A 26,719-nucleotide genomic window follows, 5' to 3' on the forward strand; every position below is an offset into this window, starting at 1 on the left:
GTCCCTTATGTATAACCTCCATTGACCAAATGTCCGACAATATTATTATTTACAGTTGCGACGAGGGATAGCAGTGGTAAGGCTGTGACATCTACTAACAAATCATTGACGAGATTAGCAATTCTTCTCCTTTTTTTCCACCAAAAGCAGCGGCATAAACTGCTAAAATCTGCTTCAAATCTTGGTCGAGTGAAACCCTAAAATCCATTTATTCTACCTCCATATTAAAAACTGCAACACGTTATTATCTCGCTTAAGTTCTTTAATACAGCCTAAATATTGCGCAATTACTCCGGCAGCGGATTAGGCAGCCATTCTGCATCAAGTCATCCACTGGAACAGTACCCCTCATTACACCAGTTATACTTTTTGGGCCACGATAGCAATCCATCCCCCACCAGCCTTATATTCTTCGCCAGTCAGACTATTCCATATATGTTTAACCTGAAATCCATTATTGGCTAGCACCTCTGTTATCGCTTCTAACGAATAGTCATGAAACCACATATGGTATGTTTTGCACTTTCCCTCTTCACTAATGACAGTATATTGATCTACCCAAGTGTCATGTTCTGGATAATCAAACCCCTGTTCTAGCACAATATGTTTACCAGGATGCCAAAAGCCTCCATCAAAAAAAAGCCACTTGTTTTTTAATCCTTCACTCTTTCTTAATTCACGGGTAGAAACGTCAAAAATAAACAACCCATCTTTTCTCAACGCTTTGTGAATAATTTTAAGTAGCCGATCTCGTTCTTCATTTGGAAAAGTACATATCTCTCCATATACTTGCAGAACTCTATCAAACATTCCATCATATTTAATATTAAAGAAGCTTCCCCGAATATATTCTATGTTCAGGCCTTGCTCTTCAGCTTTTCTTTGTGCATATTCTATTGATCTTTTCGATAAATCAATGCCAGTTAAATGCATGCCAAATTGACAAAACCTGTTGCTGTATAATCCTGGACCACAGCCTAGGTCTAACACCATGTCGTCTTGCTTTAGTAAAGAACTTCTCACAAGATTATTAACTGTTTTTTCGATGGTTTCTAGTTTTCTGCTTGCACCATCATATTCAGGATTCAAATGGGCATCAAGTAGACTCTTTGAAATATGCGGATCATCCCAGAATAAACCTTCCTCTTTTTCAAATAAGTTCGGTTTTCTAATCGAGTCAGCCAAACATTCAAATAGCTTTGAAAAACATTTATCTATCTCTGCCATTACAATCCTCCAAGTGAAACCATAAACTTCTACTCTATATACTTCTACAATTAGTTCCTAACTCTTTTTCGCAGTTACCAGTGGTACGGTTCTCCCCGGCTAATCTTAAACGCCCGATATACCTGCTCTACTAAGAGCAGCCTGATCATCTGATGCGTAAATGTCATTTTAGAAAACGACAGTCGTTCCTTACCGGCAGCAACTAGCTCAGCGGACAACCCGAAGGCCCCGCCGATGACGAAGGTGATATCACTGTTTCCGCTAAGCGCCAGACTGTCAAATTTGGCAGCAAGTTGCTCGGATGACAGTGCCTGACCGGCCACATCTAGTACAATCAAGTAGCTTCCCTGACGGACGGCTTTTAAAATGCGCTCACCCTCACGGGTGAGCGCTTGTGTTTTTTCGGCTGGGGACGGGTTATCAGGCATACGTTCCTCTGCAAGCTCAAGGATGTCAAGTTTGCAGAATGGAGTCAACCGTTTCAGAAATTCCTGAATTCCGGCTGTCAGATATTTCTCTTTAATCTTGCCTATAGCAAGAATCGTTATCTTCATCCTGTTATTGACCTGGCATTTCTTCTAAGAGAACATTGATCGTCTGGTTCTGGTTATTTCTTGTGATCACCACTTCAACCTGACTGCCTACCTGTTGACTGTCAAGAACTGCCCTTAGCTCGGCAACACTGTTCGTTTCGGCGCCGGCAACCTTCAATATAACATCACCCTCACGCATACCGGCTTTGTAGGCTGGGCCGTTCTGGGCTACTTTAGCAAGATAAACGCCTTTTTCCAGGTTGAGTTCATAGCCGTATTTCGCGGCAGAGGTCTGATCGAGTGCACCTACGCCAAGGTAAGCTCTAATAACCCGCCCCTTGTCGATAAGCGATTGGAGAATAGGCCTGGCGCTGTTGATAGGAATAGCAAAGCCGATACCTTCAACCCCCGATAATGCTATTTTAGCACTATTGATACCTACTACAACACCATCGGCATTAACAAGGGCCCCACCGGAGTTACCGGGATTAATGGCGGCATCGGTCTGGATGAGTTTGAAGCGGCGTTCGCCAATGTCCAGCGAACGGTTAAGGGCACTGACTACACCGGCAGTTACACTGCCTTTAAACTCCAGTCCGAGCGGGTTACCAATAGCGATAGCTGGTTCGCCAACCATAAGCGCATCAGAATCTCCCAGTGTGGCGACCGGTAGATCGGCGGCATCAACCTTAACAACAGCCAAATCGGTTGCCTGGTCAACGCCAATTACTTTGCCTGTCAGATTACGCCCATCAGCCATAGATACGGCAATTTCCTCGGCATTTTGGACTACGTGGAAATTGGTGGCTATGTAGCCCTGGGCATCAAAGATAACGCCAGAGCCTGTCCCCTGTTCGACAAGGACTTTGCGATTAAACATATCCCGGGCAAAGGCTTTGTTGGTAATACCGACAACCGCCGGGCCGACAGTTTGAGCTGCCCTGACGATGGGTGTATTACGTGCATCTGACACATTGGCCTGCACGGTCGGCGGCTGCAGGGCTTTGAACGATGAACCTGCAGGCTCAGGTTTTTTAGCTTTATCGGCAGCATTGCCGGCACAGCCTACCACAAGGGTAGCACCAATAATCATACTAATGAGTGATACTGCGATATAGGGAGTTAACCGCCTGAACCATTTCATACAATCGCCTCCTACTTAGTTTGGGTAAACCCTGAAATTCTTTCAGGATAGGTAAGATGCAAAGTAATATCTTGTCCGAGTTTGCAGCCCTGTGTTGTTAAAATATTTGCTACCGTCTCCTCAGCCAGTTCCGGTCGATTGTTTTCCCGGCTTAGGTGGGCCAAAAAGACATCGGTATGCGCTTTGCGGTTTAGCCTTGCCAGGGCCCAACCAGCGTCGGTGTTGGCAAGGTGACCGCGATTGCTCATAATACGTTTTTTTAAATGCCAGGGGTAGCTGCCATTTTGCAGCATATCCAAATCATGATTAGACTCTAAAACTAAAACATCAGACAAGGCCAAAGCATCCTTGACTGTCGGAGTGACAAAACCAAGGTCTGTAGCAACACAAACCTTAGTATCACCGGCATATAGCCGGAAGCCCACAGGATCGGCCGCATCATGGGAAATACTGAAAGGCTCAATCTTTATTTTACCGATATCAAGGCTGTCGGGGAGAGCCTTGCAGCACTCATCAGGCAGGGCCGCCCTACAATACATGGATTGCCAGGTATCAGGCCGGGCATAGGCCGGCAACCGGTATTTTTTAAGTAATGTCTGTAACCCACTGACATGATCGCGATGCTCATGGGTAATAAATACAGCATCAAGGTCTTCCACTTTAGTTCCAATGGCCTCAAGCGACTGTTTAATCCGCCGGGTGCTGATGCCGGCATCAACCAACAGCTTGGTATTGTCCATTTCAATAAATACAGCATTTCCGGTGCTACCACTGGCCAAAACATGAATTTGCATAATTACCTCTTCTAGAATATATCGCCTTTTTAAAAACAAGTATATATTCGACTTAGACCTCGGCAAATCCTTTTTACCAGCACTTGTAATTAGGGGTTAATTAGTGGAGTTCTGGCGGCAATTTACCGGTAACTGCTGCTCGTACATCAGGCGGCAGCGCAGCCAGCAAAATTTCCTTAATCTCTTTCAAACGTTCGGCTGATTTAGCTTCAAACCGCAAGGTAAAGAGCGGCTCAGTAACCGAGGCGCGGATCATGCCCCAGCCATCGGCAAATTCAATTCGCACACCATCAATCCGGTTAGGCCTGTATACAGCAAGCTTGCTTGCGACCTGCTCCAGCACTGCCGTTTTATCTGAGCCTAAATAGGGAACACGAATATCTGGCGTCAGCAGGTAATTAGGGATGACAGCTACCTGGGCAGACAGGCTGCCCTGGGCGGCTACCAACTCACATACTTTCAGCCCGGAAAACATACCATCATCATAACCCAGGTCACGAAAGAAGAAGTGGCCGCTGATTTCACCGGCAAAAAGTGCCTGCTCCTGCATAAAGGCGGTTTTGCTGAAGGTATGCCCGGCCCGGGCCATAACCGGTCGTCCGCCGGCTTTAGTTACCTCTTCCGGTACTACCATCGAGCATTTGGCATCATAGATAATGGCCCCTTTTTCGCGAGCAAGATAATACCGGGCAATAAGCACCATAATATCGTCATTATCGATCGCCTGGCCGGTTTCGTCAACAAAACCGACCCGGTCGCCATCACCATCAAAGCCAATCCCCAACGCTGCACCATGTAGCCGCACGGCTTCACCGAGTGACGCCAGGTTTTCCGCCAGTGCCGGATTGGGGGGATGATTGGGGAAACGTCCATCCGGGGTACAGTTGAGTTCAATGACCTCATACCCCAGCCGTCGAAACAGTTTGGGAGCGATGGCAGCCGTCGCGCCATTACCCGCATCAATGACTACTTTCAAGCAACCCTGGAGGGCCTTACCGGCAGTATGTTCAAGATAGTCGGCCATGACAGGTAGTTTTGTTACCAAGCCAATGCCCTGAGTACGGGCATTGATTGCCACCAGCTGCCCAATATGGGCTACATCCTCTTCGCTAACCGGTTTAGGGCCAAGCACCAGCTTAAATCCATTATACTGGGCCGGGTTATGCGAAGCTGTTACCATAACGCCGCCGGTTGCACCGGTGGCCTTAAGTGCATAGTAAAATACTGGTGTTGCCACTGTCCCGATATCTATCACCTGACAGCCGGACTCGGCCAAGCCATCAATCATTATTCGCTGCAGACTGGGAGTAGACAGTCTGATGTCTCCGCCCACCACTACTTTTTGGCCGGTAAGCTTAATCCCTACCGCTAAAGCAATGCGTCTGGCCATTACATCAGTCAATTCTTTACCGGCTACGCCGCGTATATCACAAGCCTGAAAGATGTTCACATTTGTCCCCCTTCTGACTATACAACAGAGACTTGGCATAAGGCCAAGTCTCTTATTTCCTAGCAAATATTGTATCATGCCTTGTGGCTGGCTTCAACTGATCACATGCAGTAATTTACTTCTTAAACAGATGTACGGCGCAGGTAAAACAGGGATCAAAAGAGCGAATCACACGCCCGGCTTCCACAAGTCCGCCGCCTTCAGCGATTGGTGTGCCGATGAGCGCCTGTTCGACCGGCCCCCGCTGCCCCCGATTGTCCCGCGGCGAGAAATTCCAGGTTGTCGGTGTGATAATCTGATAATGAGTCACCTTATTATTTTTGTATTCCATCCAGTGCCCCAGCACGCCTCTCATGGCATCAGTCAGCCCGATGCCAGCCCCGCTGTCAGGTGGCGTATAGCTCTGGCAGCTAGGCGAGTTAGGTACGATTTCTTCTACAAAGCCTAGTGCTAGTTTACAAATCTTGAGTGTTTCCCTCGCTCTGGCAATCAATCTATCCATTACCGACACCCCTCGCCGGTAATCACCGCTAATAAATCCCCTGGCCAGAGCACCACATTCTACTGGTATTTCCTTATAACGCGGTGCTTTTACCCAGGAATAGGCTTCAGGTTTATCACGATCCGGTTCTGTGCGGCCTTGCCCAGGCGGCCGGGGGGTTATACCATCGTTATACCAGCTGTAACGGATCTCTTCAACAAAATGATTAACATCAATTGGTTCAGGCTGGCCTTGATTAATAACCAGACCGGAGGGAAAAGCCCTGCCGCCAGTCAGTGGTGCCGGGAACATTCCCACCGAAAAAAAGTTGCCGTAGCCGGCCCCGATCGAATAGTAATCCTGATAATACTCAGCTATTGTCATGACATCGTTTATATAGAAATTCTCCACCCACTCAGTGATTTCTTGCAAAATACTACTATAAGCCATAATGCGCTCCACCGAGGCCTGTTCGGTTACCCCGGTCGGCAGAATGGTCTGTTGATTCGGTGCCTTGGCACCGAACACAGCCATAGCCTCATGGGCGCGCATCGCCTGGAATGCCGCTTGTTTTGCGTGCAGCAAGAGTTCCTCATTTACTTTCGCCGGCAGACGGTAATCAGCCTGTGGGCGCGGTATATACGGCGGCATATCCGGGCCTTTGACATAGTCATAGAGTACCAGCACATAAAAATGCCGGAGGTTATTCTGGATAATGTCAGCAGCAAATATCAGGTTTGTAAGGTGCTGTCCAGCCGGTGTTGGCTGAACGCCGAACGCCTGCTGCTGCGCCATGCTTGCAGCGATCGCGTGGGCTGATGAACAAATCCCGCAAATACGCTGGGTAAATAAGGCTGCATCCCGCGGGTCGCGGTTCTGCAGCATACTCTCCATGCCCCGGAACAAGTGCGCTCCCAGCCAGGCATCGGTGACTTTACCATCTTGCACCTCAACATCAGCCCGCAGCGGCTCATGAATACGTGTTACCGGAAATATTGTCTGCACAGCCATATGTGCTACCTCCTATGCTTTGGCCCCGGCCGAAAGAAATCAACAACTTTCTGTCGAAATGTTCTGCGCAGTTTACGCTTAACCTTAGATTTCTCCAAGCTTTTGCTCTCGCTAATCAGGGCATTTTGCTGACGAATAAGGTCATCAAGTTCTTGTTTGAGCTGCTCCAGGTTTTCCGGCGGGTCCGGTTCATGGGGTTTTGTCCCATCCAGCCAATGTTTGCCTACCCGTTTGGCAACAACCCCGGTAACTAAGTGTGCACCTACTGCGGCAGCCCCCAGACCGGCTGCAGCAACACCAAATTTCTTGATATTAAGTGCCCCCATAGGGGTTTGCAGGTCTGGCAGATGCTCATAAAAAGGCATTGTGCTGTCTGGGAAACCTGGATTAGAACAGCCAATACACGGTGCTCCTGCCCTGACTGGCCAATTAACATAATGGTTCCACTGGCGTTTGGGGCAATCGGCATGGGTAACCGGCCCTTTGCAACCAACCTTATATAAACAGCCGCTCTCGCCGGGAAAAGCAGCAAAAATACCGTCTTCAAACTGCTGCCGCCGTTGGCATAAATCATGGATGGTCTGGCCAAAAAATAGTTTAGGCCGGTTATAGCTGTCCAGTTCAGGCATACCATACATAAGCAAATGGCTGAAGGTACCTGTTATCCAGTCAGGATTACTCGGACAGCCAGGTATGTTTATGACCGGTTGTTTGATTACTTCCCATACCCCCTTAGCACCGCCAGGATTAGGATAAGCGGCGGCCGGACCGCCAAAGCAGGCACAAGTGCCCACAGCAATGACGTGTTTAGCCTTAGGTGCAAATTCCATAAGTGCAGCCTGGCCTGTTATCATCTCATTTCCCCGCATAAAAACATGATTAAACCGTCCCTGATCAGCCGTCATAACCGAGCCCTCAATGACAAGCCAAAAATTGCCTGCATCCTTTTCCACAGTATCCATAATGGCTTGTACTGCCTGCTCGCCCTGGGCTGCATTAAGCAGCCAGTCATACCTCAAATCAATCATATCATGCAATACTTGACTGAGCGTTGGATTGACGGCATTATCCAAAGATATGGAATTGCCAGTGCAAGACCCGAGTTCCAGCCAGATTACAGGCGGTTTCGTCAGCTTGCTCTCGGCAAAGGCCTGGCGCATGATCGGCATCAGATGCTCTGTCAGACTGGCGGTTAATGCCGCAGACATGCAGAGTTTGAGAAAATCCCGCCGGCTAAGCATATGACTCCCCCCTAAGCAATAGTAACGTTAATTTTCCCAAATATATGTAAAAGGATACGCCTTATGGCATATCCCTTTATTTTGCATCTTTACTATACTCTTTCATATTAGCTTTTGCCCATTGATTAACAAGCATCTCATAGGTAGCATAGTCTATACCCAGCGTCTTTTCAATTGCCTTATTTACCTTCACGCCGGCCTTCAGGTAATTGATTACCTGACTCAGCTTAGCCTCACCGTGTACCTCAGCAATATAACGTACTGCCGCGAGCGACTGACGATAAGCGAGCGCCTGATTTGGTAATTCGTCGAAGTCATCAGTTAGCTCATCCATGGTATATAGCGTACCGGTCAGCTGGTTAGTGGCAGTTATCCATTCATAACCGTTAATCCGGTATTCCATATATTGAGCCAAACCTTCCGTAAACCAGCGGCTATAATTGCCTCTGGCCATATAATCCAGCACCAGGTGAGTGTATTCATGGGCAATCGGTCCTGTCGTAATAAACTCTTCTGTTGATTGGGTGTTCTTCATCCAGGCTTTCGGCGACAGCACCTGAATCACACCACCCCAGTAGAAGCCCATCGCGCTGGCATCACCAGCCCAGCCATATGCTTTTTTCATTGACTGGCGGTCAGGATATATCAAAATCAATGTTTTGCCGCCTGGAGCAAAATTGAGCGCCGCTGTCACAGGATCATACGCAGCCTCAGAAGCTTTAGCCACCATGTCTGCCATGTCAGCATCATTTTCAGTATATTTAATAATAAAATGCGGCGTTTCTTTCGCCAGCATGTCTTTGGTCTGATAATTAATCTTTAGCTGCATTGCCTCCCGTATCAGAGGGTACAGCCACATTTGCGGACGTCCCGGGATGATGCTCAACAGCATCCCCACCAAAACCAGACCAACCACTGCTGGCGCACCACCAGGAATCATTTGTATAAAAGTACGCATGATTTGCTGCCCTCCTTTCGAGCAAGTAAAGGTCATTATACCACGCGAACAAGTTTACTTCTACAGGTTTATTATGTAAACTTATTATTCATCCCGCCCCACCAAAAAACGAGATTGTCTCGCTAACGGTTTGCAATGACCTGAGAAGGGGTATTCCCCTCTCATTCATCGCTAACACTAGCAAAACAATCTCGTTTGTATTCTCTTATAACTTCAGCTTATTAGCCCTTATCGCCGCTGACTATTGTGATACCGGCACTGGTTCCCAGCCTGGTTGCCCCAGCAGCAATAAGTTCTATGGCCTGCTCGCGGGTTCTGATACCACCTGAGGCTTTGATACTGATGCTATCACCAACAACTTGTTTGAACAATCGAATGTCCGCAACTGTCGCTCCGCCTGGTCCAAATCCGGTTGAGGTTTTAACAAACCGGGCCCCGGCTTCAACAGCAGCGTGACAGGCGTGGCGTTTCTCGTCATCAGTCAATAGCCCGCTCTCAATAATCACCTTTACGGCAGCTCCGTCAGCGGCTTGGACCACCTGTCTGATATCTTCGGTCACAACGTCCCAGAGACCGGCTTTAGCGGCGCTGATATGCATAACCATGTCCAGTTCGTCAGCCTTTTGAAGGACCGCTTCCTTTGCCTCGGCCGCTTTAATTGCCGTAAATGTTGCCCCTAGCGGGAACCCAACGACAACCGCTGTTTTGACCCCCGTACCTGCCAGATGGTGGGCAGCTAATCCAACATAAATGGGATTTACACACACTGCAGCGAACTTATGTAACACAGCTTCTTCACACAACCGAATGATATCACCAACTGCAATCTCAGGTTTAAGTAGCGTATGGTCAATATAATTTGCCAGATTCATGTGAACCGTCCTAACTTACTGCTGCAGCCTTGCCCTGACAAGCAGGACATACACCGTAAAAATAAAATTGCTGACCTTGAAGTGCATATTCAGTCTGCGCTGCCACTTGGCCAACAAAATCCGAAGAATCTACGCCATATAAGTCATCAACCCGCCCACAGGTCATGCAACGGACATGAGGATGATTGGTAGTATCCGCATCATAACGGAAACTGTCTTCACCGACATTAAGCACCTGGACTAAACTAAGTTCTTTGAGGATCTCAATGGTCTTATACACGGTCGCCAGGCTCATCGTTGGGTAGAGCGGCTGAAGGTCATTATAAATCATTTCAGCGCTGGGATGGGATTTGGTAGCCGCTAAGGCACTATAAATGGCTAACCGTTGGGGTGTAACTTTGAACCCCTTGTCTCGTAGCAATGATGTAACGCAAATGTCCACTAATTTCGCCTTCCCTTTATACAAATTACCAGTGGAAAATAGTTATCGGATAGTTCTTGTTTAATTCTACTCTTGTCGTTAAATACTGTCAAGGCAATTTTATACAACAATTGGCGCAAAAAAAACAAGACCCGCGCCAGGCGCAGGACTTGTCACTGGAATTGTCGCTTATTGAGCCTGACCGCTAAACTTGGATTTAACCTGGGCAATATCTTGCGGATTGGCATTTTGAACATTATAGTAGCCTTTTTGCTGCATCAGGTCAAAAATTTGTTTTTCCTGATTGTGAACATCGCCCAAAATGGTCAGATAGTCACGACGGAGGGTTTCGTTGGCAGCCTCAAGTGCAAAGGAATTGACAGCGGCTGCGGTATATTTGCTTTCATTAAGAGCAAGCTGCAGAAACTCACGGTCAGTGATGCTGGTGCCCTGACCGCTCATGCCGGTTTGTGTGCTTTGCCCGGATTGTTGACCCATTTGTGCCATAGTGCTTTCACCTCAATTATTGTAAGTTTTGTCCGGCGTTTAAATGCTTGCTCACAGTCTGGAAATGCTGCTGGCTTTTTTGGGCAAGCTGTTGAAACAGCTGCTTAGCCTGGGCATCCTGTACATTGCTGGCAAAGAAATTCATGGTCTTGGCGCAGTTTTGTTCCATGCCCAGGAAGTCTTCCAAGTGCATCAGTTCTTTTGATGATAACACAGGTGATCCCTCCTTTCGCTTTATCGTACCTAGCATGCGTAGGTCTTGCGCCAATTATTCTCTTTTCGGGTATTATTTGGGCTTTCATTACTCATTAACGATGACATTCAACGCGATTCCGACCTGACTGTTTTGCCCGGTACAGTGCCTGATCAGCGGCGTCGATCAGACTGGTCTTAGGGGTTTCCCAGTCGGTATGGCTTTCAAAGGTTGCCACCCCGAGGCTGATCGTAATGGTGATAACATCTGAATCCACCGCAAACTTAGTTTCTTCAATATGCTGCCGGAAATTCTCAGCCAGAACAGCCGCTTCAATAAGGCAAGTTTCAGGTAAAACAACCGCAAATTCTTCGCCACCATACCGTGCACTCATATCAGTCAGGCGGAAGCGCTCCTTAACCATAGCGCCCAGGCTTTGCAGAATAACATCACCGGCCAAATGCCCCCAGGTATCATTAACCTTCTTGAAAAAGTCGATATCCAGCATAATAAGACTAAGCGGGCGATGATAGGTGAGCGTCCGGCTGATTTCGCGCTCAAGATAGATGTCTAACTGACGGCGGTTACCCAAACGGGTAAGCGGGTCAGTCAGGGCCAAAGCCTGGAAGTGTTCATAAAGGTAGGCCCGTTCAAGACCAATCGCAGTCTGACTGGCAATTGTACTAAGAGCCAGTTCTTTGCCTGGCGGAATTTCCTGTTTAGTGTTATTCCAACCAAGCACAATCAATCCCTGTAATTTACCGCTGGCCAGTAGTGGTAAAATATTGAGGCGCCTTACCATAAATACCGACATAGTAATCAGGCCGTGCTTATTCCCGCCGGCAGCCGTATCATCCATAGAACTGAGCCCACTCCAGGGCCAGGATGTTTTGCTGTCAGAAAAAACCCTTTGCATATGATCAATCTCTTTTTGTTCAAAACCAGTATCAAACACCGGCTCGGTATGAATACCGTCATCCCGGTGATGCATGATGAAAGCTACAGCACCATTGGCCGAGAATAGATTATAGAGTTTTTCAGCGACTTTAGTTAAAATACTTGCCGGCGACTGCAGGCTGGCTAACTCTTTGACAATATCGTACATCAGGCTAAGCTCAGCAAAGTTTTCCACCGTTGTCTCGTAAGCACGGGCATTTTTAATCGCTTCACCAGCATGATGAGAAAACACGCTGAGAAACTGGGCATCATGCTGTGTAAAACCCCGTTCTTTGCGAGAAAATATTTCAAGTACACCAATGACGTCCCCATTGTGCCTGATGGGTGCGCCAACCATCGATTTTAGCCCGGCTTGCCGAATGGCATCAATGATGCGCTCAGGCAGGTTATCAATATTGTCAATAACTACCGGTTTCTTTTCCGTAAATACCTTACCCATAAAGCTTTTATCGGTCTGAATTTTTTCCGGTGGCTTGAAACTACTGATATAGGCCATGATTTTTAGCGTATTATTCTCAGCCAGCGCCAGGTAAACATGATCGCATTGAAACACGGTGCCGGTGGCCGTTACAACCTGTTGCAGCATGGCTTCAAGATCATTTTTAGTAGCCAGGGTTGCCCCCAGTTGAATAAAGGCCTGCTGCAATATCCGCTCACTATCCTTGGTTGCCTTGTACAGACCCAGGTTTTCTGACACCATATTCCTTAAAGCGCGGTTTAGGCGGGAAATACGCATATACGGACGTAAAATGGAGGTTTGTAACAGTGATTGCAAGATACAATAATAGGCAAAGACTTTGTAGACATGACCAATCAGGTTAAAACTATCATATGCACTTGAATACAAAGTAAAGGCCATGCCCCCCACAAAGCTAAATACCAGGCTGACTCGTAACAAAAATACAGACTGCTGTGACGGATTACGGTAACCGTACAAATAAATTGCCAGCAGGTTTAACAACATAGCGACATATTCAAGAGCGATTTTCTCGATCGTCTGCCCTAGATCAGGTCTAAACATTGGCAGTAAAGCACTTTCAAACAGTACTACAAACAAGATAAGGCTAAGACTAACCGTTACGGTAACCGTCAGGAGATATAACCGGTGGAAAACCGGATTCTTACTATGCCGGGGGATATACACGGCCACTAATAATCCAATACTTCCAAGCAGACGGCTGATAATCCAGTACAGTGACGCCTTATTTTCACTGTTGACAGTAATAAAATCCGGCATACCTCTGTAAGACAGCAGATGCGCGAAATCCAACAGGCCAACAGCCAAAAACACGATAGCGATGACCAGGTCACGGCTGTTTTTTGTTTGAGGCCAGCTATACCACACTACCGTAAACACGCATAACCCGATTGCCAGACAGCTGACCTCGGCAATTGTATGCATAATAAGGTAAACATCCTCAGGGTATACCATATAAAACAGGCGCGGCATCCAGGACACTAAGCCTAATATCCCAAATAACACTGACGTAAGTGCCGCCAAATAAACATTAGCCTTCAGCGTAGTTACTAAAAGCGACATCCTTTATCCCCCCCTTTTGGCTAGAGTCACTATTCACCAACGCTCCTACTAACATAATATGCATAACAAATCCCTATGTGCTTTATGTCTAGATATCAGACTAAAGTCCCATATAACCAGGACTTTAGAATATTTCATTTCTAAGATATATTATGTATAATAATGGTAACAAGATAAGGAGGGCTGCCTTATGCTTATCAGCGAGGTAAAAGCTGGCATGGTGCTGGCACACGATATTGTTGATGACAGGGGCAATCTGCTTTTAGAACAAGGCATTGCCCTTACTGAGTACTATCTGACCCGGCTTAAACAAATGGGTATGAATACGATTCCCATTTATGATCCCTATGCCGCTGAACTAAAGAAAATCACGATAGTTGCCCCAGAAACCAGAGAAGAGCTAAGTATCTGCTTTCGCTCACTATTCAACAAAAAAAGCCATGAGATTATAAACTCCGGCCTTAATACAGTATATATCAAACAAATACAGTTAGCCGCAGGCCAAATGATTGACGAAACAGAAAAGAAGCTAGCTCATATTGTTAATGTCCAGGTCCGCCAGCCTACTGCTGATGAGATTGGGCATGCTGTTAATGTATGCTTAATGGCGGTAGCAACAGGGCTTTATATTAAGCTGCCGCGGCCGGTACTATTAGATCTGGCGTTAGGAGCTCTTTTTCATGATTTAGGCAAGTCTGTTGTCCCCACGCTAAGTGGCCTGGCATCTGATCAGGAACGCTTGCACCCCATTTACGGACAACAGCTTTTATTAAAGAATAAGATTGGCTCAATTGCTGCCCGCATAGCGTCCGAACACCACGAACGATATGATGGCCAGGGTTATCCTTCCGGTTTGGCAGGCAAAGAGATTCACCCGCTTTCACGGCTTGTGGCGATTGCTAATTACTTTGATAATGCCATGACTGCCGCTAGTGTGACCGGTGCACCGCGCCACACCATTGCCGAGGAGATGCTAAAAAACGGGAATACGCAGTTTGACATGTACCTGTTACGCGCTTTTTTTCATACCACTCCGCTCTATCCGGTAGGTAGTCTGGTCCGGCTTACGACCAGTCAACTGGCTTATGTCGTAAAAAACAAAGTCCGCTTTGCGGCTACCCCCACCGTGGAGATTGCTAAACAAAAGGTGCATCCTGGATGCCTTACTGCCACAGGCCACCTAATTGATTTGGCTTTAAAGCCAAACATTGCCATTGCTGAAGTTATTGCAGAATAACAAAACGTCACGCGAATTTAATGCGTGACGTTTCTTAGTTCACAACCACTTTTGGGAGGCAAAACGCCGCCACAGAATGACGCTCCTGAATAAAAAATCTCCGGCTGTAATATACCAGGCAGCTATAATGTCACAGTCCCATACGGTAATAAACAGATACACCAGCGGCAGACGAATCAGCCACACCCCGATTGTCGTTACATACATCGGCCAGCGCGTGTCGCCGGCACCGCGGAGAGCCCCTCCCAGAACAAAGCAGAGCGCAAGGGTTGGCTGCTCCAATACTGCAATCATAACACATAACGACCCCCAATAAACGACCTGTGGATCGTCGATGAAAAAAGCGGTCAGCGGTTTTGCAAACAGAAAGATAATGCCGCCCATAACTGCCATACTCCAAAAGGCAATCTTATTAGTTAACCAGGCATACTGAACTGCCCGGTGCGGCATTCCTTTACCCAAATACTGACCGACAAGTGTCATTGAGGCCACCGCGAACCCAAAGCCAGGCATAAATGACATTGATTCAATCTGCAGAGCGATTTGGTGACCGGCAAACTGTACCGCCCCCACCCCGGCCAGCATAAAAGTAAAGACCAGGCGCCCCCCCTGCATAGCCATCTGCTCCAAAGCAGCCGGTACACTGATGTCCAGAATGCGGATAATAGTTGCTTTTTGCAGGGTTAGTATGTGCCGCCAGGATAAACGAACAGTGCTAAGACGGCTAAGCACCAGTAATGCCGCCACCCCACCCGCCAGTTGCGAAAGCCCCAGTCCCCAGGCTGCACCATAAACTCCAAGCAACGGCACACCTTGTCCAAAAATGAAGAGGTATGATATGATCAGGGCCATGGTATTACTAAAAATAGTAATATAAAAAGCGGTCTTGGTCTTACCCATACCGCGTAACGCGGCGTTGGCAATAGACATCACTAAATAAAAGGGTGTAAACATATACATAATCTTCACTAAGCCGGCAGCTAATTCGGCCACCGCCGGCTCAGCCGCAGTCAAAGCCAATACCCGGTCAGCGGCCAGCTGTCCAATGCCTGCCAGCATAACACCAAATACGGCCCCCAGCAGGATCGCCTGACCAGTTACATACCGGACATCCTGCCAACGTCCTGCACCGGTCTCACGGGCAACAAGGGCTGCTGCACCGGTACCGGCAGCAGCAAATACCATAGCAGCCGAGAATTGTATCATCATCGCCAAACCGACGGCAGCCAACGGAACAGCCCCCAGTTGCCCGACCATGGCGGTAACAAACACATTCACCGCCATAATACCAACACCTTCAAAAATAACCGGCCAGGCAAGTTTAATAATTTGCCTGCGCATATATTGATTAATCGATAAAATCACGAGCCTTAGTCCCCCTGTACAACCTTATCCTATACTTTCGGCACAGTTGAAAAATAACCCTTTTACCTCAATCTTATCCTGTTTGTATTGTTCTAATTGTGCAAACTGATTATAATAATAGGGTTAAGATAACTTATGAATAAAGATGGTGAACATATGCTTATTACTGAAATTCCTGCCCTTATTGCCCGTGAACTAGGCGTTAAACCGCATCAGGTAACAGCAGCTACGACCTTGTTGGATGACGACAATACGGTCCCCTTTATTGCCCGCTACCGCAAAGAGGCTACCGGTGAGCTGGACGAAGAGCAGCTTCGCACAGTGGAAGAACGTACTCAATACTTAAGAAACCTGCTCAAGCGCCAGGAAGAAATCCTGGCCAGCATTGAAACCCAGGGAAAATTGACTCCTGAGCTAACGGCAGCCATTCAGTCGACAGTCAAGCTTCAGGAATTAGAAGATCTGTACCTTCCCTACCGCCCCAAGAAAAGAACCAGGGCCCAAATAGCCAGGGAAAAAGGCCTGGAGCCACTGGCTGGCATGATGTTGTCCCAGCAGGTGACAACTGGTACCCCCCTCGATATTGCCAGTGGTTATATCAATGCTGAACAGGATGTTACCACTGCAGAGCTTGCTCTCGCCGGCGCGCAGGACATTATTGCTGAAACAGTCAGTGAGCAGGCCGACATTCGTGCGGCACTCCGTAAAGAACTTTGGCAAAAAGCTGAGATCGCCAGCCAGTTGGCGACCCCTGAGGCCGATGCAAACGAATTTCTTATGTACAAAGAGTACCGGGAGCCTGTTAAGCGCATACCGTCCCACCGGATTCTGGCTGTTAACCGCGGTGAAAGCAAAGGGACTCTCAAGGTCGACCTACTGGCTGACCATGAAGCCAATAGCAACCTCATTGCCCAAAAGGTTATCACCGGCCACTCAATATTTAATGAAAGCATCAGAGCCGCTATTGCCGATGGATATAAACGCCTGCTGTTCCCGGCACTTGACCGGGAAATCCGTGCTCTGCTCACAGAGAATGCCGAAAAACAAGCCATCCGCGTATTTGGACTCAATCTCCGCCAACTACTCCTCCAGGCACCGCTGGCCGGCCATACGGTAATGGGCCTTGATCCAGGTTACCGCACTGGCTGCAAGATGGCTGTCGTCAGCCCTACCGGGGCTGTATTGACATATAGTACTCTCTATCTAACCATGAGCGAACGCCAGCGCGAGGAATCAGCCGGTAAAGTCCTGGAGGCCATCAAAACCCATGGCGTAACCCTTATTTCAATTGGCAATGGTACCGCCTCATACGAAACTGAGGAATTTGCCGCTACACTCATCAACACCCACAATCTAAATGTTCATTATATAATTGCCAATGAGGCCGGCGCTTCGGTCTATTCAGCTTCTAAACTGGCCAGAGAGGAGTTGCCTGACCTTGATGTTACGATCCGCGGCGCGGTGTCAATTGCCCGCAGGATTCAAGACCCGCTGGCCGAGCTGGTCAAGATTGATCCCAAGTCAATCGGGGTTGGCCAGTACCAGCATGATGTAAATCAGAAAGAACTGGGCGGTACCTTAACTAATGTTGTAGAATCCTGCGTTAATCATGTTGGCGTTGAGCTCAATACAGCTTCGCCGGCGCTGTTAACCCATGTTGCCGGCATAACTGCCAGTGTTGCTAAGAACATTGTGGCTTACCGCACGGAAAAAGGTACCTTTACCAGCCGTAAAGAGCTCTTAAAAGTAGCCCGCCTGGGGCCGGCGGCTTTCACCCAATGCGCCGGCTTCCTCCGGATTGCCCAGGCGGCCAATCCGTTAGACAATACACCGGTCCACCCTGAATCATACCCATTAGCCGAAGCCATCTTGGGGAATCTTGGCTTCACATTAAAAGACTTGTCAGATAGAAATAAGCTGACTGCCCTGCAGCAGACAGCCCCTACAGTCGATGCCAAAAAAATGGCGCTGGAGCTTAACGCCGGAGAACCGACAGTGCGCGACATTCTTGCCGCACTTGCCAAGCCTGGCCGCGACCCGCGCGAAGATGTCCCGCTTCCTCAAACCCGCAAGAATATCGTCAAACTATCTGACATCACCCCTGGCACTATTGTCAAGGGTACAGTCCATAATGTTACCGATTTTGGTGCCTTTGTTGATATCGGCATTAAAATCAACGGACTCATCCACCGCTCTGAGTTAAGCAACAAGCCCTTCCGCCATCCCATTGATGTAATCTCGGTAGGTGATATCATCGAGGTAATGGTAATTAGTGTGGACGAAGAGCGCAAGCGTATTGGCCTGAGTTTGAAACAAGTACCAAAAGCGTAGCAAAAGACCCTGTATCCAAAACAAGTATCTGGATACAGGGTCTTGCTTAATAATTACCCACCGTAATTTATACTCGTAACACACTAAACGGTTCACTACTATATACGATATCCTCAAGAACACCTCTAAGCTCATCTGCCGTTGTTCTTAACAGATATATCTGCCCCTTGAGTGCGCTAACCAGGGCCGCGTCATGAATTTCGTTCAGGTTGATCGCTGCACTGAGCAACCCGCCGGTGATCCCAGCGTGGGCAGCTGCTGCGCCTGTCATTAAATCACTGACAACTAATTTATCTACCCGGTCAACAACCGCCTTACCGATCTCAATGACCTCAAGGCAAGCCCTGGCTGTTTCCAGTGGCACTTCAGCGGCCTGTTTCAAGGCCTTCTGCCGGGCTACATCGCGGGACTGCCTGGCTTCAGGCGTTAGCTCGGGCAACCCGGACGCCGCTAAAAGACCCCTAAGTGCTAAAGCATCGCGATCAATCAGAATGGCTAGTTCAATGTGCAGTCTAGCCAATTCGGCCTGTTTAGCAATTAACAGCTCATGATGTTCAACTAATTTAGGGCTGTTCAATGAATGGTTTATCGACAGTTCTAAGAGCGCAGTCGCCGTCAACCCGTACATAGCAGCGGCGCTACCCCCGCCTGGCGGTACATCACCGGAAGAAATTTTAGCAGCAAATTCGTTAATGCTAACTGAGCTAAGCATAGTTTATCCTCCCCTAATTAAGTCCGGTGCCCCTAATACTTCACATGGGGACCGGTCTCATTCCACGCTGATAATAAACTGGTAATGCGGCTGTCCACCAAAATATACCTCAATCTCAATACCACTCAGCTGTTTCCTCAGAATACCGGCTAAAGCCTGAGCCTCAGGCTCAGCAAGCTCAGCCCCGTAATATAGGCTGATTATTCCGGTCTCAGGTCCGGTCAAGTGTTTGGTTAACGCTATAACTGCGCCTTCCAGATTGTCGGCCCATACGGCAACACTGCCTTCGATTACACCAATATACGAGCCTGCAGGCACAGTCTGACCCTGTACCTGCGAGTCGCGGACAGCAATCGTTACACTTCCTGATTTAACAGTTGCCTGGGCCTCAGTCATCAGGGCAATATTGGCCTCAATATCGCGATTGGGATCAAAGGCCAGTACCGCAGCCAGGCCCTGCGGCACATTGACAGTCGGCAGAATTGCAACCCTGTCGCCTAACAGCTTCTTAGCCTGGGCGGCAGCCAGTATTATGTTTTTATTATTTGGTAAAATAATATATTTCTCCGCCGGGCCATTATGAACAGCAGCCATAAATTCCTCCACAGGCGGATTCATGGTTTGCCCGCCGGAGATTATGACATCGGCCCCCATCTGACGCATAATATCAATAAGGCCATCTCCTGCCACTACACTAATAACCGCTAAATTAGCTTTAGCCTGAAGCGGCTCTGCTTCAGTATTAAAGGTGGCCAAAGGCTCGCTTTGTATTATTTCCCGGTGTTGATCAGCCATATTGTCAATCTTAATATCATGAAGTGTCCCCCAGGCAATGGCCGACTCCAGTACAGCACCAGGATGAGCCGTATGAATATGCACCTTTAACACACTCTCACCCTGGGCAAGCACCAGGGAATCTCCCATTTGCTCCAGTTGCCGCTTAACCTCTCCGAGACCGGCCGTAAAACGCTTGACAATAAACTCAGTACAATAAGGATGCGCTATGTTCGTTTCCGCCACCATTGCAGGTACGGTAAGTGTACGGCCAAAATCGGCCTCAGGCCCGCTGAAGCGCCCTTCCAGCCCTTCAAGGCAACCGGCGAGAAACACAATGAGTCCCTGGCCGCCAGCGTCTACCACGCCGGCCGCTTTGAGTGCCGGTAACAGCTCGGGGGTACGTTTGAGTTCTTCCCGCCCAGCGCTGATTGCTTCACCCAGGATATCGGCAAAGGCCGCCCGTTCCCGCACTGCCCGATGTGTCCCCTTCGCGATCCCCTTAGCTACTGTCAGAATTGTTCCCTCTACCGGCCGGGCAACTGCCCGGTAGGCATAGAGAACACCATATTGAAACGCTTTGCCGACCTCCGCCGAGGTTGCTTTATCTTTTCCAGACAACCCCCGGGCAATACCGCGCAAGAGTTGGGACAAAATAACGCCGGAATTGCCCCGTGCGCCCATAATGGCGCTATCTGCTGCGCGGCGGGAAAGCGAGCCAATCCCCTCATCTGGCGCTTCGGCAACTGCTTTAGCTACCGCCCCTAATGTCAGCAGCATATTGGTGCCGGTGTCACCGTCCGGAACAGGGAAGACATTTAAACTGTTGATATATTCATGTTCGCGCATAAAGGCATTATACGCCCCGGCAATCATGCGACGAAAATCTTTGCCATCAATTACATCGATACTTGGCTGCATACATCTACCCCCTTAACGAAGTTATTCACACTTATCCTGAAAGATCAGTCCAATAATCCCTGGTCCTAAGTGGGCTCCCAGGCATGAACCAATGCTTGTCAATGACACCGGAACATTGGGGTAACGCTGACTCACTGTATCATATATTTGCTTCGCCACATCCGGTGCTTCGCCGTGGGCAACACCAATATATTCGAGTTCCCCGTACTTATCCAGTTCTTCAATCATTCTTGCCAAAGCCCTTGACTTGGTACGGACTTTATCTAAGACCTGTACTTTTCCCTCACGCAATGTAAGGATCGGCTTAATTTGAAGAATAGAGCCAAATAACGCCGCCGCGCCACCAATCCGGCCACCCTTATGGAGATACTCCAGTGAGTCAGGAAGAAACAGCGTGTGGGTAGTATCGGCCATTCTCTGCAGGTGCGCTGCTATAGCACCGGCTGACTGACCAGCCGCCGCCATAGTGAGTGCGACCTCAGCCATCTTTACCATGCCAATGGCAGATGTACAGGAATCAATAACATAAATCTCACGACCTTTAAAATCTCTGGCTGCAGCCAGGGCCCCGTTGACTGTACCGCTCAAACCACCGGAAACCCCAATCATAATGACAGGATTACCTGCAGCGGCCGGAGCAAAGGCAGCGGCAAAATCACCGGGAGCCGGTTGAGAAGTGCGCGGATGGATCCCTTTTTCTTTGACAAGACGAAATAACTCGGCCGTACTGAGCTCCTGCTCATTCCACACATTATCGCCTAATAAAACTTTTAACGGGACAACGTGAAGATTGGGATGGGTGGCTAGCATTTCTTGGGACACATTGGCAGTGCTATCTAACACTATATGTATATTTGACAACTTGCGTAAACTCCTCTCCTAATACCTAAACTATATTTTACCAAATAATCCGGCGCAAATACACAAAAATGTTGTCAGATTATCCTCTCAAGAATCGCAAACAAACCCGATAATATTATCTGGTCTGACAGGAAATAGGATATTGGGCAGCGAAACTACACCTATACAAGTTTATGCAGCTTACTACTGCCTAATACTAGGCGACTGCCCGAATAACCGGTAATCGGGAAACCTCGCTTAGCTAGGCGTTCACAAGCAGCCGTAAGGAGTAACCCTATGGACGATGATAACCAGCTTCTCTTTGCATTGGATATCGGGACACGAAGCGTCGTTGGCTTAGTCGGCAAGACTGAGAACGGGGCGATCAAACTCTTGGCGTCAGACCGGCAGGAACACCATACCAGGGCCATGTTGGACGGACAAATTCATGATGTACAGGAAGTGGCCGGCGTATTAGCCTCAGTCAAAGCCCGTTTAGAAATCATCTCCGGCCCGCTAACCAAGGTTGCGGTAGCCGCTGCCGGGCGCGCCCTGTGTACGCTGCGGGCTGACTCTGAGCTCGAAACCGCCTCCCGCGGCACCCTCACCCCTGATGACGAACGCTCACTTGAACTGGCTGCCATCCAGGCAGCCCAGGCTCAGCTTGCCACCTCCGGCACTGTTTTGGACCCTGCAGATTACTACTGTGTCGGCTATAGTGTTGTCAGCTTTAGCCTTGACAGCACCCGCATCAAAAGTCTGATCGGTCAGCGTGGCAAACGCGCCGGCATTGAGGTGATCGCTACCTTTCTGCCCCGGCAGGTTATTGATTCACTGCAGTCAGCCATCCAGGCGGTTGGCCTGGAGATGTCCACCCTTACCCTTGAGCCGATTGCTGCCATCAATGTACTGATTCCCTCAACGATGCGGCACCTCAATCTGGTGCTGGTCGATGTCGGTGCCGGCACGTCAGATGTAGCGATTACCCGCGATGGCTCGGTAATCGCCTACGGCATGGTCCCTTTTGCCGGTGACGAAATTACCGAAGCAATATCACAGCATTTTCTCTTAGATTTTAACATTGCCGAGACTGTTAAACGTCAACTGGGCGGCAAAAATAAGAAACTTACCTTTACAGACGTACTGGGCATGGCTCACAAGCTGCCGGCTAAAGATATTATTGCTGCCATGACCCCGAAAGTAGGCGAATTAGCACAAGCAATCGCCACTGAAATTCTGACCCTCAATACTGAGGCGCCGCAAGCTGTACTCTTAGTCGGGGGCGGTGCGCTAACGCCACTGCTGCCGGAAGCACTGGCCCAGGCACTTGACATACCACAGGCCAGGGTAGCCATCCGTCGCCCTGATTCAATGGAAGGCTTCATCGATATACCGGCAGAATTGTGTACCCCTGACGCCGTAACCCCGCTTGGGATTTTAAAACTGGCCGGCGGCCGCGCCTTAAACTTTGTTAATATCTTTGTTAATAAACGGCCAATCCGTCTCTTTAATCTCAGCCGGTTGACAGTAGCCGATGCCCTCTTGGCTGCCGGCATTGATATCCGGGCACTGCGCGGCCGTCCCGGTATGGCCCTGACCATTACTGTTAACGGCGAAACCCGGTTTATTGCCGGCAGCCACGGTACTCCCGGCCACGTATTGTTAAATGGCCAGCCAACCCAACTAACCGGTGCTTTACATGACCAGGATGTCCTGGAGGTTATCCTTGGCGCAGACGGTACCGCACCAACGCCACAGCTTAAAGAGATAATTGCAATACCTGATCCATTAACAATCAGAGTCGATGGTAAAAGTTATGCCATCAAACCACAGATAACAGTCAATGGTCAACAAGCTGCACCTGACACAGTTTTGTGTGACCGCGACCAGATAAATTCCTCGCAATCGCTCACGCTGGCCCAAGCGCTCCAGCTTCTTAACCTTAAGCCTGAACCTACCGAACACAGCTATCAGGTCAATGGAGCACAACGTTCCTATAAGGTATGGCCCAAATATACCATAAATCATACGCTCGCGTCACTTAATCAATTATTAAGTACAGGTGATGTCGTTGAAACCCTCCAACTGCCGCCGCCCACGCTGGCAGAAGTGCTGGGGATTAATACAAACGAACTTGCTCCAGCCATCAGCATACTATTTAATGGCATGAATTGCCTTGTCCCTATTCGCCGCCATACAGTCACCGTCAACGGCCGGTTGGCCGAACCCTGCCAGCCGGCCAGCCCGGACAGCACTATTGAACTGATAACAGCAACAGACCCCCAGCCATTAATTAGCGATGTCCTATTAGCCGCCGATTTTGATCCACGCAGCCTGCCTGCTACAAGCAGGGTGACCGTGCTGCTCAACGGACTGCCGACTGAATTTACAGCTTATGTGAAAAATGGCGACAAAGTAGATATCCACATTCAGGAATCCTGCTAAGGCACTCAATAGATTTAAGTAAATTTTGTAATAATTTTACGCGGGACTGTGACGCACGTCACAGTCCCGCATTGTGATATCCCCTATAATTAAGTTATAAGTTATAAAATATAAGGGGGATTTCAAAATGAGTATGTTTTGTTACCAATGTGAACAAACTGCAGGCGGTAATGGTTGCACTAAAGTTGGTGTCTGTGGTAAGAATGAAGATATCGCCAGTCTTCAGGATACCCTCGTCTTCGGCCTCAAAGGCATTGCTGCCTATGCCCATCATGCCCTCGAACTGGGCGCCCGTGACGAGCAAGTGGACGCATTTATGCATGATGCCCTGTTCTTCACACTGACTAACGTAAACTTCAACCTTGAAAACCACATCAGCATGGTCTTAAAATGTGGTGAGATTAACCTCAAAGTCATGGAGCTGTTAGACAAAGCCCATGTTGACCACTTTGGATCTCCTGTACCTACTGAAGTATTTACAGGTTTTAAAGCCGGCCACAGCATCCTGATCACAGGTCATGACCTGTTAGACCTGGAAGAACTTCTTAAACAAACTGAAGGTACTGGCATTAACATCTACACCCACGGTGAAATGCTGCCAGCACACGCTTATCCTGAACTCAAAAAATACAAACACCTTGTCGGCAACTTTGGTACTGCCTGGCAAAACCAGCGCAAAGAGTTTGCTGCCTTCCCTGGTGCTATCTTAGTTACCACTAACTGTGTCATGCCGCTTACTGCCAATGAATCCTACGGCGATCGTATCTTCACCCGCAGTGTAACCGGCCTCCAGGGCGGCAACCATATTGCCGACCGTAACTTTGCAGAGGTTATCGCCAAAGCCAAGGCCCTGCCTGCAGCAGCTGATAAAGCTGGCGAATACACCCTGACCACTGGTTTCCATCACAACGCAATCCTTGGCCTGGCCGATAAGATTGTGGAAGCCGTTAAAGCCGGTAAGATTAAACGCTTCTTCCTCATTGGCGGCTGCGATGGTGCCAAACCTGGCCGCAACTACTACACCGAACTGGCTGAAAAAGTGCCGCAGGATTGCGTAATCCTAACTGTTGCGTGTGGCAAATACCGCTTTAATCACCTTGACTTCGGCAACATTGACGGTATTCCCCGCCTGATCGATCTGGGGCAGTGCAACAACGCCTACTCCGCCATTCAGGTTGCCGTTGCTTTGGCCAAAGTATTCAACTGCGGTGTAAACGACCTGCCACTCTCCATCGTATTATCCTGGTTTGAACAAAAAGCAGTCGCAATCTTGCTCACCCTCTTACACCTGGGCGTTAAGAATATCCGCATCGGCCCATCGGCTCCTGCTTTCGTATCACCGGGAGTATTTAAAGTTCTTAATGAAGGTTTCGGCCTCCAGGCAATTACTACCCCTGATGAAGATCTAAAAGCGATCCTGGGCTAGTACCTTGTCAGCCCTATTCCAGTGAATACTGACAGTCTATTTTCCGCAACCCTTCGTTGTCGTCAGTCAGCATACGTCCGGTATGCCGCCCACCTCCGCCTTGGTTTACGAAAAATACCCTCGCCATTAGTCTACCGTTCTAGAGCTGACAAGGTACTAATATATAGCAAAGGACGAGTCACATTATCGTGATTCGTCCTTTGCTTATTTAAAAACAACACAACGGTTGCGTCCTTGCTTTTTGGCACGATACAAGGCATTATCCGCCTCGCGGAAGGCATCCTGGCAGGCTACACTCGGATTCTTACAGGATACGCCGATACTAATAGTAATCTTTACAGGATCGCCATTATGAAAGAACTCGCAATTACCTACCTGATAGCGGAGCCGCTCGGCAATCTTGAGACCTAGCTCAAGTGATGTTCCCGGCAATACCAGTGCAAATTCTTCACCACCATAGCGAAAAGCCAGGTCCTTGCTGCGAATGCCGACTTTTATTATATTGCCAACGGTCGTCAGCACCTGATCGCCAAACAGGTGACCATGGGCATCATTTAATTTTTTAAAGTGATCAATATCAATAATCAGCAAAACATATTGCGCTACATCGGCTGTTTTTTCCAGATAGGCCCGGTGGTTGAGCAACCCAGTCAGCCCATCAGTATGCGCCATTGCGTAATGGTGGGCATTTTGCCGCTTAAGCTCCGCGATTTGGCCTTCATGCTGCAATTGCGTTTCCATCACATTATGCATATGGACTGCCGTTATCGACAAAACAGCAAAGCCGATCACATTGTAGATTGTTTCCAGCAAAAAGGCGACAGCCATGGCATCAGCCCTAATGATATTGGCTGCCACATATACCAGTGAAATCGCTGTAGCCATTCGCATGGCACGATCCCGCCCGACCTTCAGCACCATCCGGATTAAGAGCAGATGATATAAAACATTGCTATACAATGCCCCCGCCAGAGTAAGGCCGGCACACAGTATCAGGTTGACAGCAAGTTCACCTAGCTGTGGCTTACTCCGCCGCCAGGATAATATAAGATTGTAAAGGGTATAAGCCAAGGAGAGCGCAACAATAGAAGCCCAGTGCGGACCCGGATTGAGCACTGCAGCCACCATGGTAAATACTGCTGAAATACCACTTATTCGCCTGGTTATAGTCTGAAGCTGAGAGGCAGAATCCCCCCACCCACTGGCAGCATGCCCGCGGTTTATTGCACTCATTTCCTAAACTCCTTCACAACCCAGGAGCAGATTGGCGTCTTCTAGTAATATATTATCTTACTTATCAGATGAAAAGTAAAGGCATAGTATGCACAATGAAGGAAAA

Annotated in this window: 22 protein-coding genes; 4 read left to right on the plus strand and 18 right to left on the minus strand. The window is 48.6% G+C overall.

The annotated features are described in order from the left end of the window. Positions 1 to 360: 360 nt before the first annotated feature. From VN379_RS16860 to VN379_RS16920, 13 genes are all read right to left on the minus strand, one after another. Entirely contained in the window at positions 361 to 1,227 is an 867-nt protein-coding gene (locus tag VN379_RS16860) for a class I SAM-dependent methyltransferase (protein ID WP_325535926.1), read from the minus strand. 74 nt (positions 1,228 to 1,301) lie between these two features. Next, a complete protein-coding gene (gene rlmH / locus VN379_RS16865; RefSeq protein ID WP_325535928.1) occupies positions 1,302 to 1,781 on the minus strand; it encodes a 23S rRNA (pseudouridine(1915)-N(3))-methyltransferase RlmH in 480 nt (159 codons plus the stop codon). 4 nt (positions 1,782 to 1,785) lie between these two features. After that, the gene (locus tag VN379_RS16870; protein WP_325535930.1) at positions 1,786 to 2,904 is read right to left on the minus strand and encodes a S1C family serine protease; all 1,119 of its coding nucleotides are present in this window, start codon (positions 2,902 to 2,904) and stop codon (positions 1,786 to 1,788) included. Between the two features lie 11 nt (positions 2,905 to 2,915). Continuing rightward, complete coding sequence (locus tag VN379_RS16875) at positions 2,916 to 3,698, minus strand: MBL fold metallo-hydrolase (protein ID WP_325535932.1); 783 nt, start codon at positions 3,696 to 3,698, stop codon at positions 2,916 to 2,918. 100 nt (positions 3,699 to 3,798) lie between these two features. Then, a complete protein-coding gene (locus VN379_RS16880; RefSeq protein ID WP_325535934.1) occupies positions 3,799 to 5,148 on the minus strand; it encodes a phosphomannomutase/phosphoglucomutase in 1,350 nt (449 codons plus the stop codon). Between the two features lie 115 nt (positions 5,149 to 5,263). Beyond that, positions 5,264 to 6,640, minus strand: a complete 1,377-nt coding sequence (locus VN379_RS16885) for a nickel-dependent hydrogenase large subunit (protein ID WP_325535936.1) — start codon at positions 6,638 to 6,640, stop codon at positions 5,264 to 5,266. A 5-nt stretch (positions 6,641 to 6,645) separates the two neighbouring features. Beyond that, positions 6,646 to 7,881: a hydrogenase small subunit gene (locus VN379_RS16890; RefSeq protein WP_325535937.1), complete on the minus strand. Its 1,236-nt coding sequence runs from the start codon at positions 7,879 to 7,881 to the stop codon at positions 6,646 to 6,648. A 76-nt stretch (positions 7,882 to 7,957) separates the two neighbouring features. Next, positions 7,958 to 8,839, minus strand: a complete 882-nt coding sequence (locus VN379_RS16895; RefSeq protein WP_325535939.1) for a peptidase MA family metallohydrolase — start codon at positions 8,837 to 8,839, stop codon at positions 7,958 to 7,960. A 221-nt stretch (positions 8,840 to 9,060) separates the two neighbouring features. Then, complete coding sequence (gene deoC, locus VN379_RS16900) at positions 9,061 to 9,711, minus strand: deoxyribose-phosphate aldolase (protein ID WP_325535941.1); 651 nt, start codon at positions 9,709 to 9,711, stop codon at positions 9,061 to 9,063. Between the two features lie 10 nt (positions 9,712 to 9,721). Next, the gene (locus VN379_RS16905; protein ID WP_325535943.1) at positions 9,722 to 10,153 is read right to left on the minus strand and encodes a transcriptional repressor; all 432 of its coding nucleotides are present in this window, start codon (positions 10,151 to 10,153) and stop codon (positions 9,722 to 9,724) included. Positions 10,154 to 10,321: 168 nt separating this feature from the next. Next, the gene (locus VN379_RS16910; RefSeq protein WP_325535945.1) at positions 10,322 to 10,639 is read right to left on the minus strand and encodes a spore coat protein; all 318 of its coding nucleotides are present in this window, start codon (positions 10,637 to 10,639) and stop codon (positions 10,322 to 10,324) included. Between the two features lie 16 nt (positions 10,640 to 10,655). Next, a complete protein-coding gene (locus VN379_RS16915; RefSeq protein WP_325535947.1) occupies positions 10,656 to 10,853 on the minus strand; it encodes a ferritin-like domain-containing protein in 198 nt (65 codons plus the stop codon). A gap of 94 nt (positions 10,854 to 10,947) precedes the next feature. After that, positions 10,948 to 13,329 (minus strand): MASE3 domain-containing protein, encoded by a 2,382-nt coding sequence (locus VN379_RS16920; RefSeq protein WP_325535949.1) that lies wholly within the window; start codon positions 13,327 to 13,329, stop codon positions 10,948 to 10,950. 190 nt (positions 13,330 to 13,519) lie between these two features. On the opposite strand from VN379_RS16920, the gene VN379_RS16925 reads away from it, so the two are divergent. After that, complete coding sequence (locus tag VN379_RS16925) at positions 13,520 to 14,566, plus strand: HD-GYP domain-containing protein (RefSeq protein WP_325535951.1); 1,047 nt, start codon at positions 13,520 to 13,522, stop codon at positions 14,564 to 14,566. Positions 14,567 to 14,605: 39 nt separating this feature from the next. On the opposite strand, the gene VN379_RS16930 is transcribed toward VN379_RS16925, so the two are convergent. After that, positions 14,606 to 15,931: an MATE family efflux transporter gene (locus VN379_RS16930; protein WP_325535953.1), complete on the minus strand. Its 1,326-nt coding sequence runs from the start codon at positions 15,929 to 15,931 to the stop codon at positions 14,606 to 14,608. A gap of 156 nt (positions 15,932 to 16,087) precedes the next feature. On the opposite strand from VN379_RS16930, the gene VN379_RS16935 reads away from it, so the two are divergent. Continuing rightward, positions 16,088 to 18,262, plus strand: coding sequence for a Tex family protein (locus VN379_RS16935; RefSeq protein ID WP_325535967.1), 2,175 nt, complete (start codon positions 16,088 to 16,090; stop codon positions 18,260 to 18,262). Positions 18,263 to 18,329: 67 nt separating this feature from the next. Here the strand turns inward: VN379_RS16935 and VN379_RS16940 are convergent, their stop codons facing one another. The 3 genes from VN379_RS16940 to VN379_RS16950 are packed head-to-tail and all read right to left on the minus strand — an operon-like array spanning position 18,330 to position 21,530. Beyond that, positions 18,330 to 18,974, minus strand: coding sequence for a cyclodeaminase/cyclohydrolase family protein (locus VN379_RS16940; protein ID WP_325535955.1), 645 nt, complete (start codon positions 18,972 to 18,974; stop codon positions 18,330 to 18,332). Between the two features lie 57 nt (positions 18,975 to 19,031). Next, positions 19,032 to 20,669, minus strand: a complete 1,638-nt coding sequence (locus VN379_RS16945) for a DAK2 domain-containing protein (RefSeq protein ID WP_325535957.1) — start codon at positions 20,667 to 20,669, stop codon at positions 19,032 to 19,034. Between the two features lie 21 nt (positions 20,670 to 20,690). Next, complete coding sequence (locus VN379_RS16950; protein WP_325535959.1) at positions 20,691 to 21,530, minus strand: DegV family protein; 840 nt, start codon at positions 21,528 to 21,530, stop codon at positions 20,691 to 20,693. Between the two features lie 276 nt (positions 21,531 to 21,806). Between VN379_RS16950 and VN379_RS16955 the strand changes: the two genes are divergently transcribed. Further along, positions 21,807 to 23,954: a cell division FtsA domain-containing protein gene (locus VN379_RS16955; RefSeq protein ID WP_325535961.1), complete on the plus strand. Its 2,148-nt coding sequence runs from the start codon at positions 21,807 to 21,809 to the stop codon at positions 23,952 to 23,954. A gap of 127 nt (positions 23,955 to 24,081) precedes the next feature. After that, positions 24,082 to 25,380: a hydroxylamine reductase gene (gene hcp, locus VN379_RS16960; RefSeq protein ID WP_325535963.1), complete on the plus strand. Its 1,299-nt coding sequence runs from the start codon at positions 24,082 to 24,084 to the stop codon at positions 25,378 to 25,380. Between the two features lie 204 nt (positions 25,381 to 25,584). Here the strand turns inward: hcp and VN379_RS16965 are convergent, their stop codons facing one another. Then, entirely contained in the window at positions 25,585 to 26,613 is a 1,029-nt protein-coding gene (locus tag VN379_RS16965; RefSeq protein WP_325535965.1) for a diguanylate cyclase, read from the minus strand. Between the last annotated feature and the right edge of the window lie 106 nt (positions 26,614 to 26,719).

Source organism: Sporomusa sp., from assembly GCF_035561255.1.
In the GTDB taxonomy this organism is placed as follows: domain Bacteria; phylum Bacillota; class Negativicutes; order Sporomusales; family Sporomusaceae; genus Sporomusa.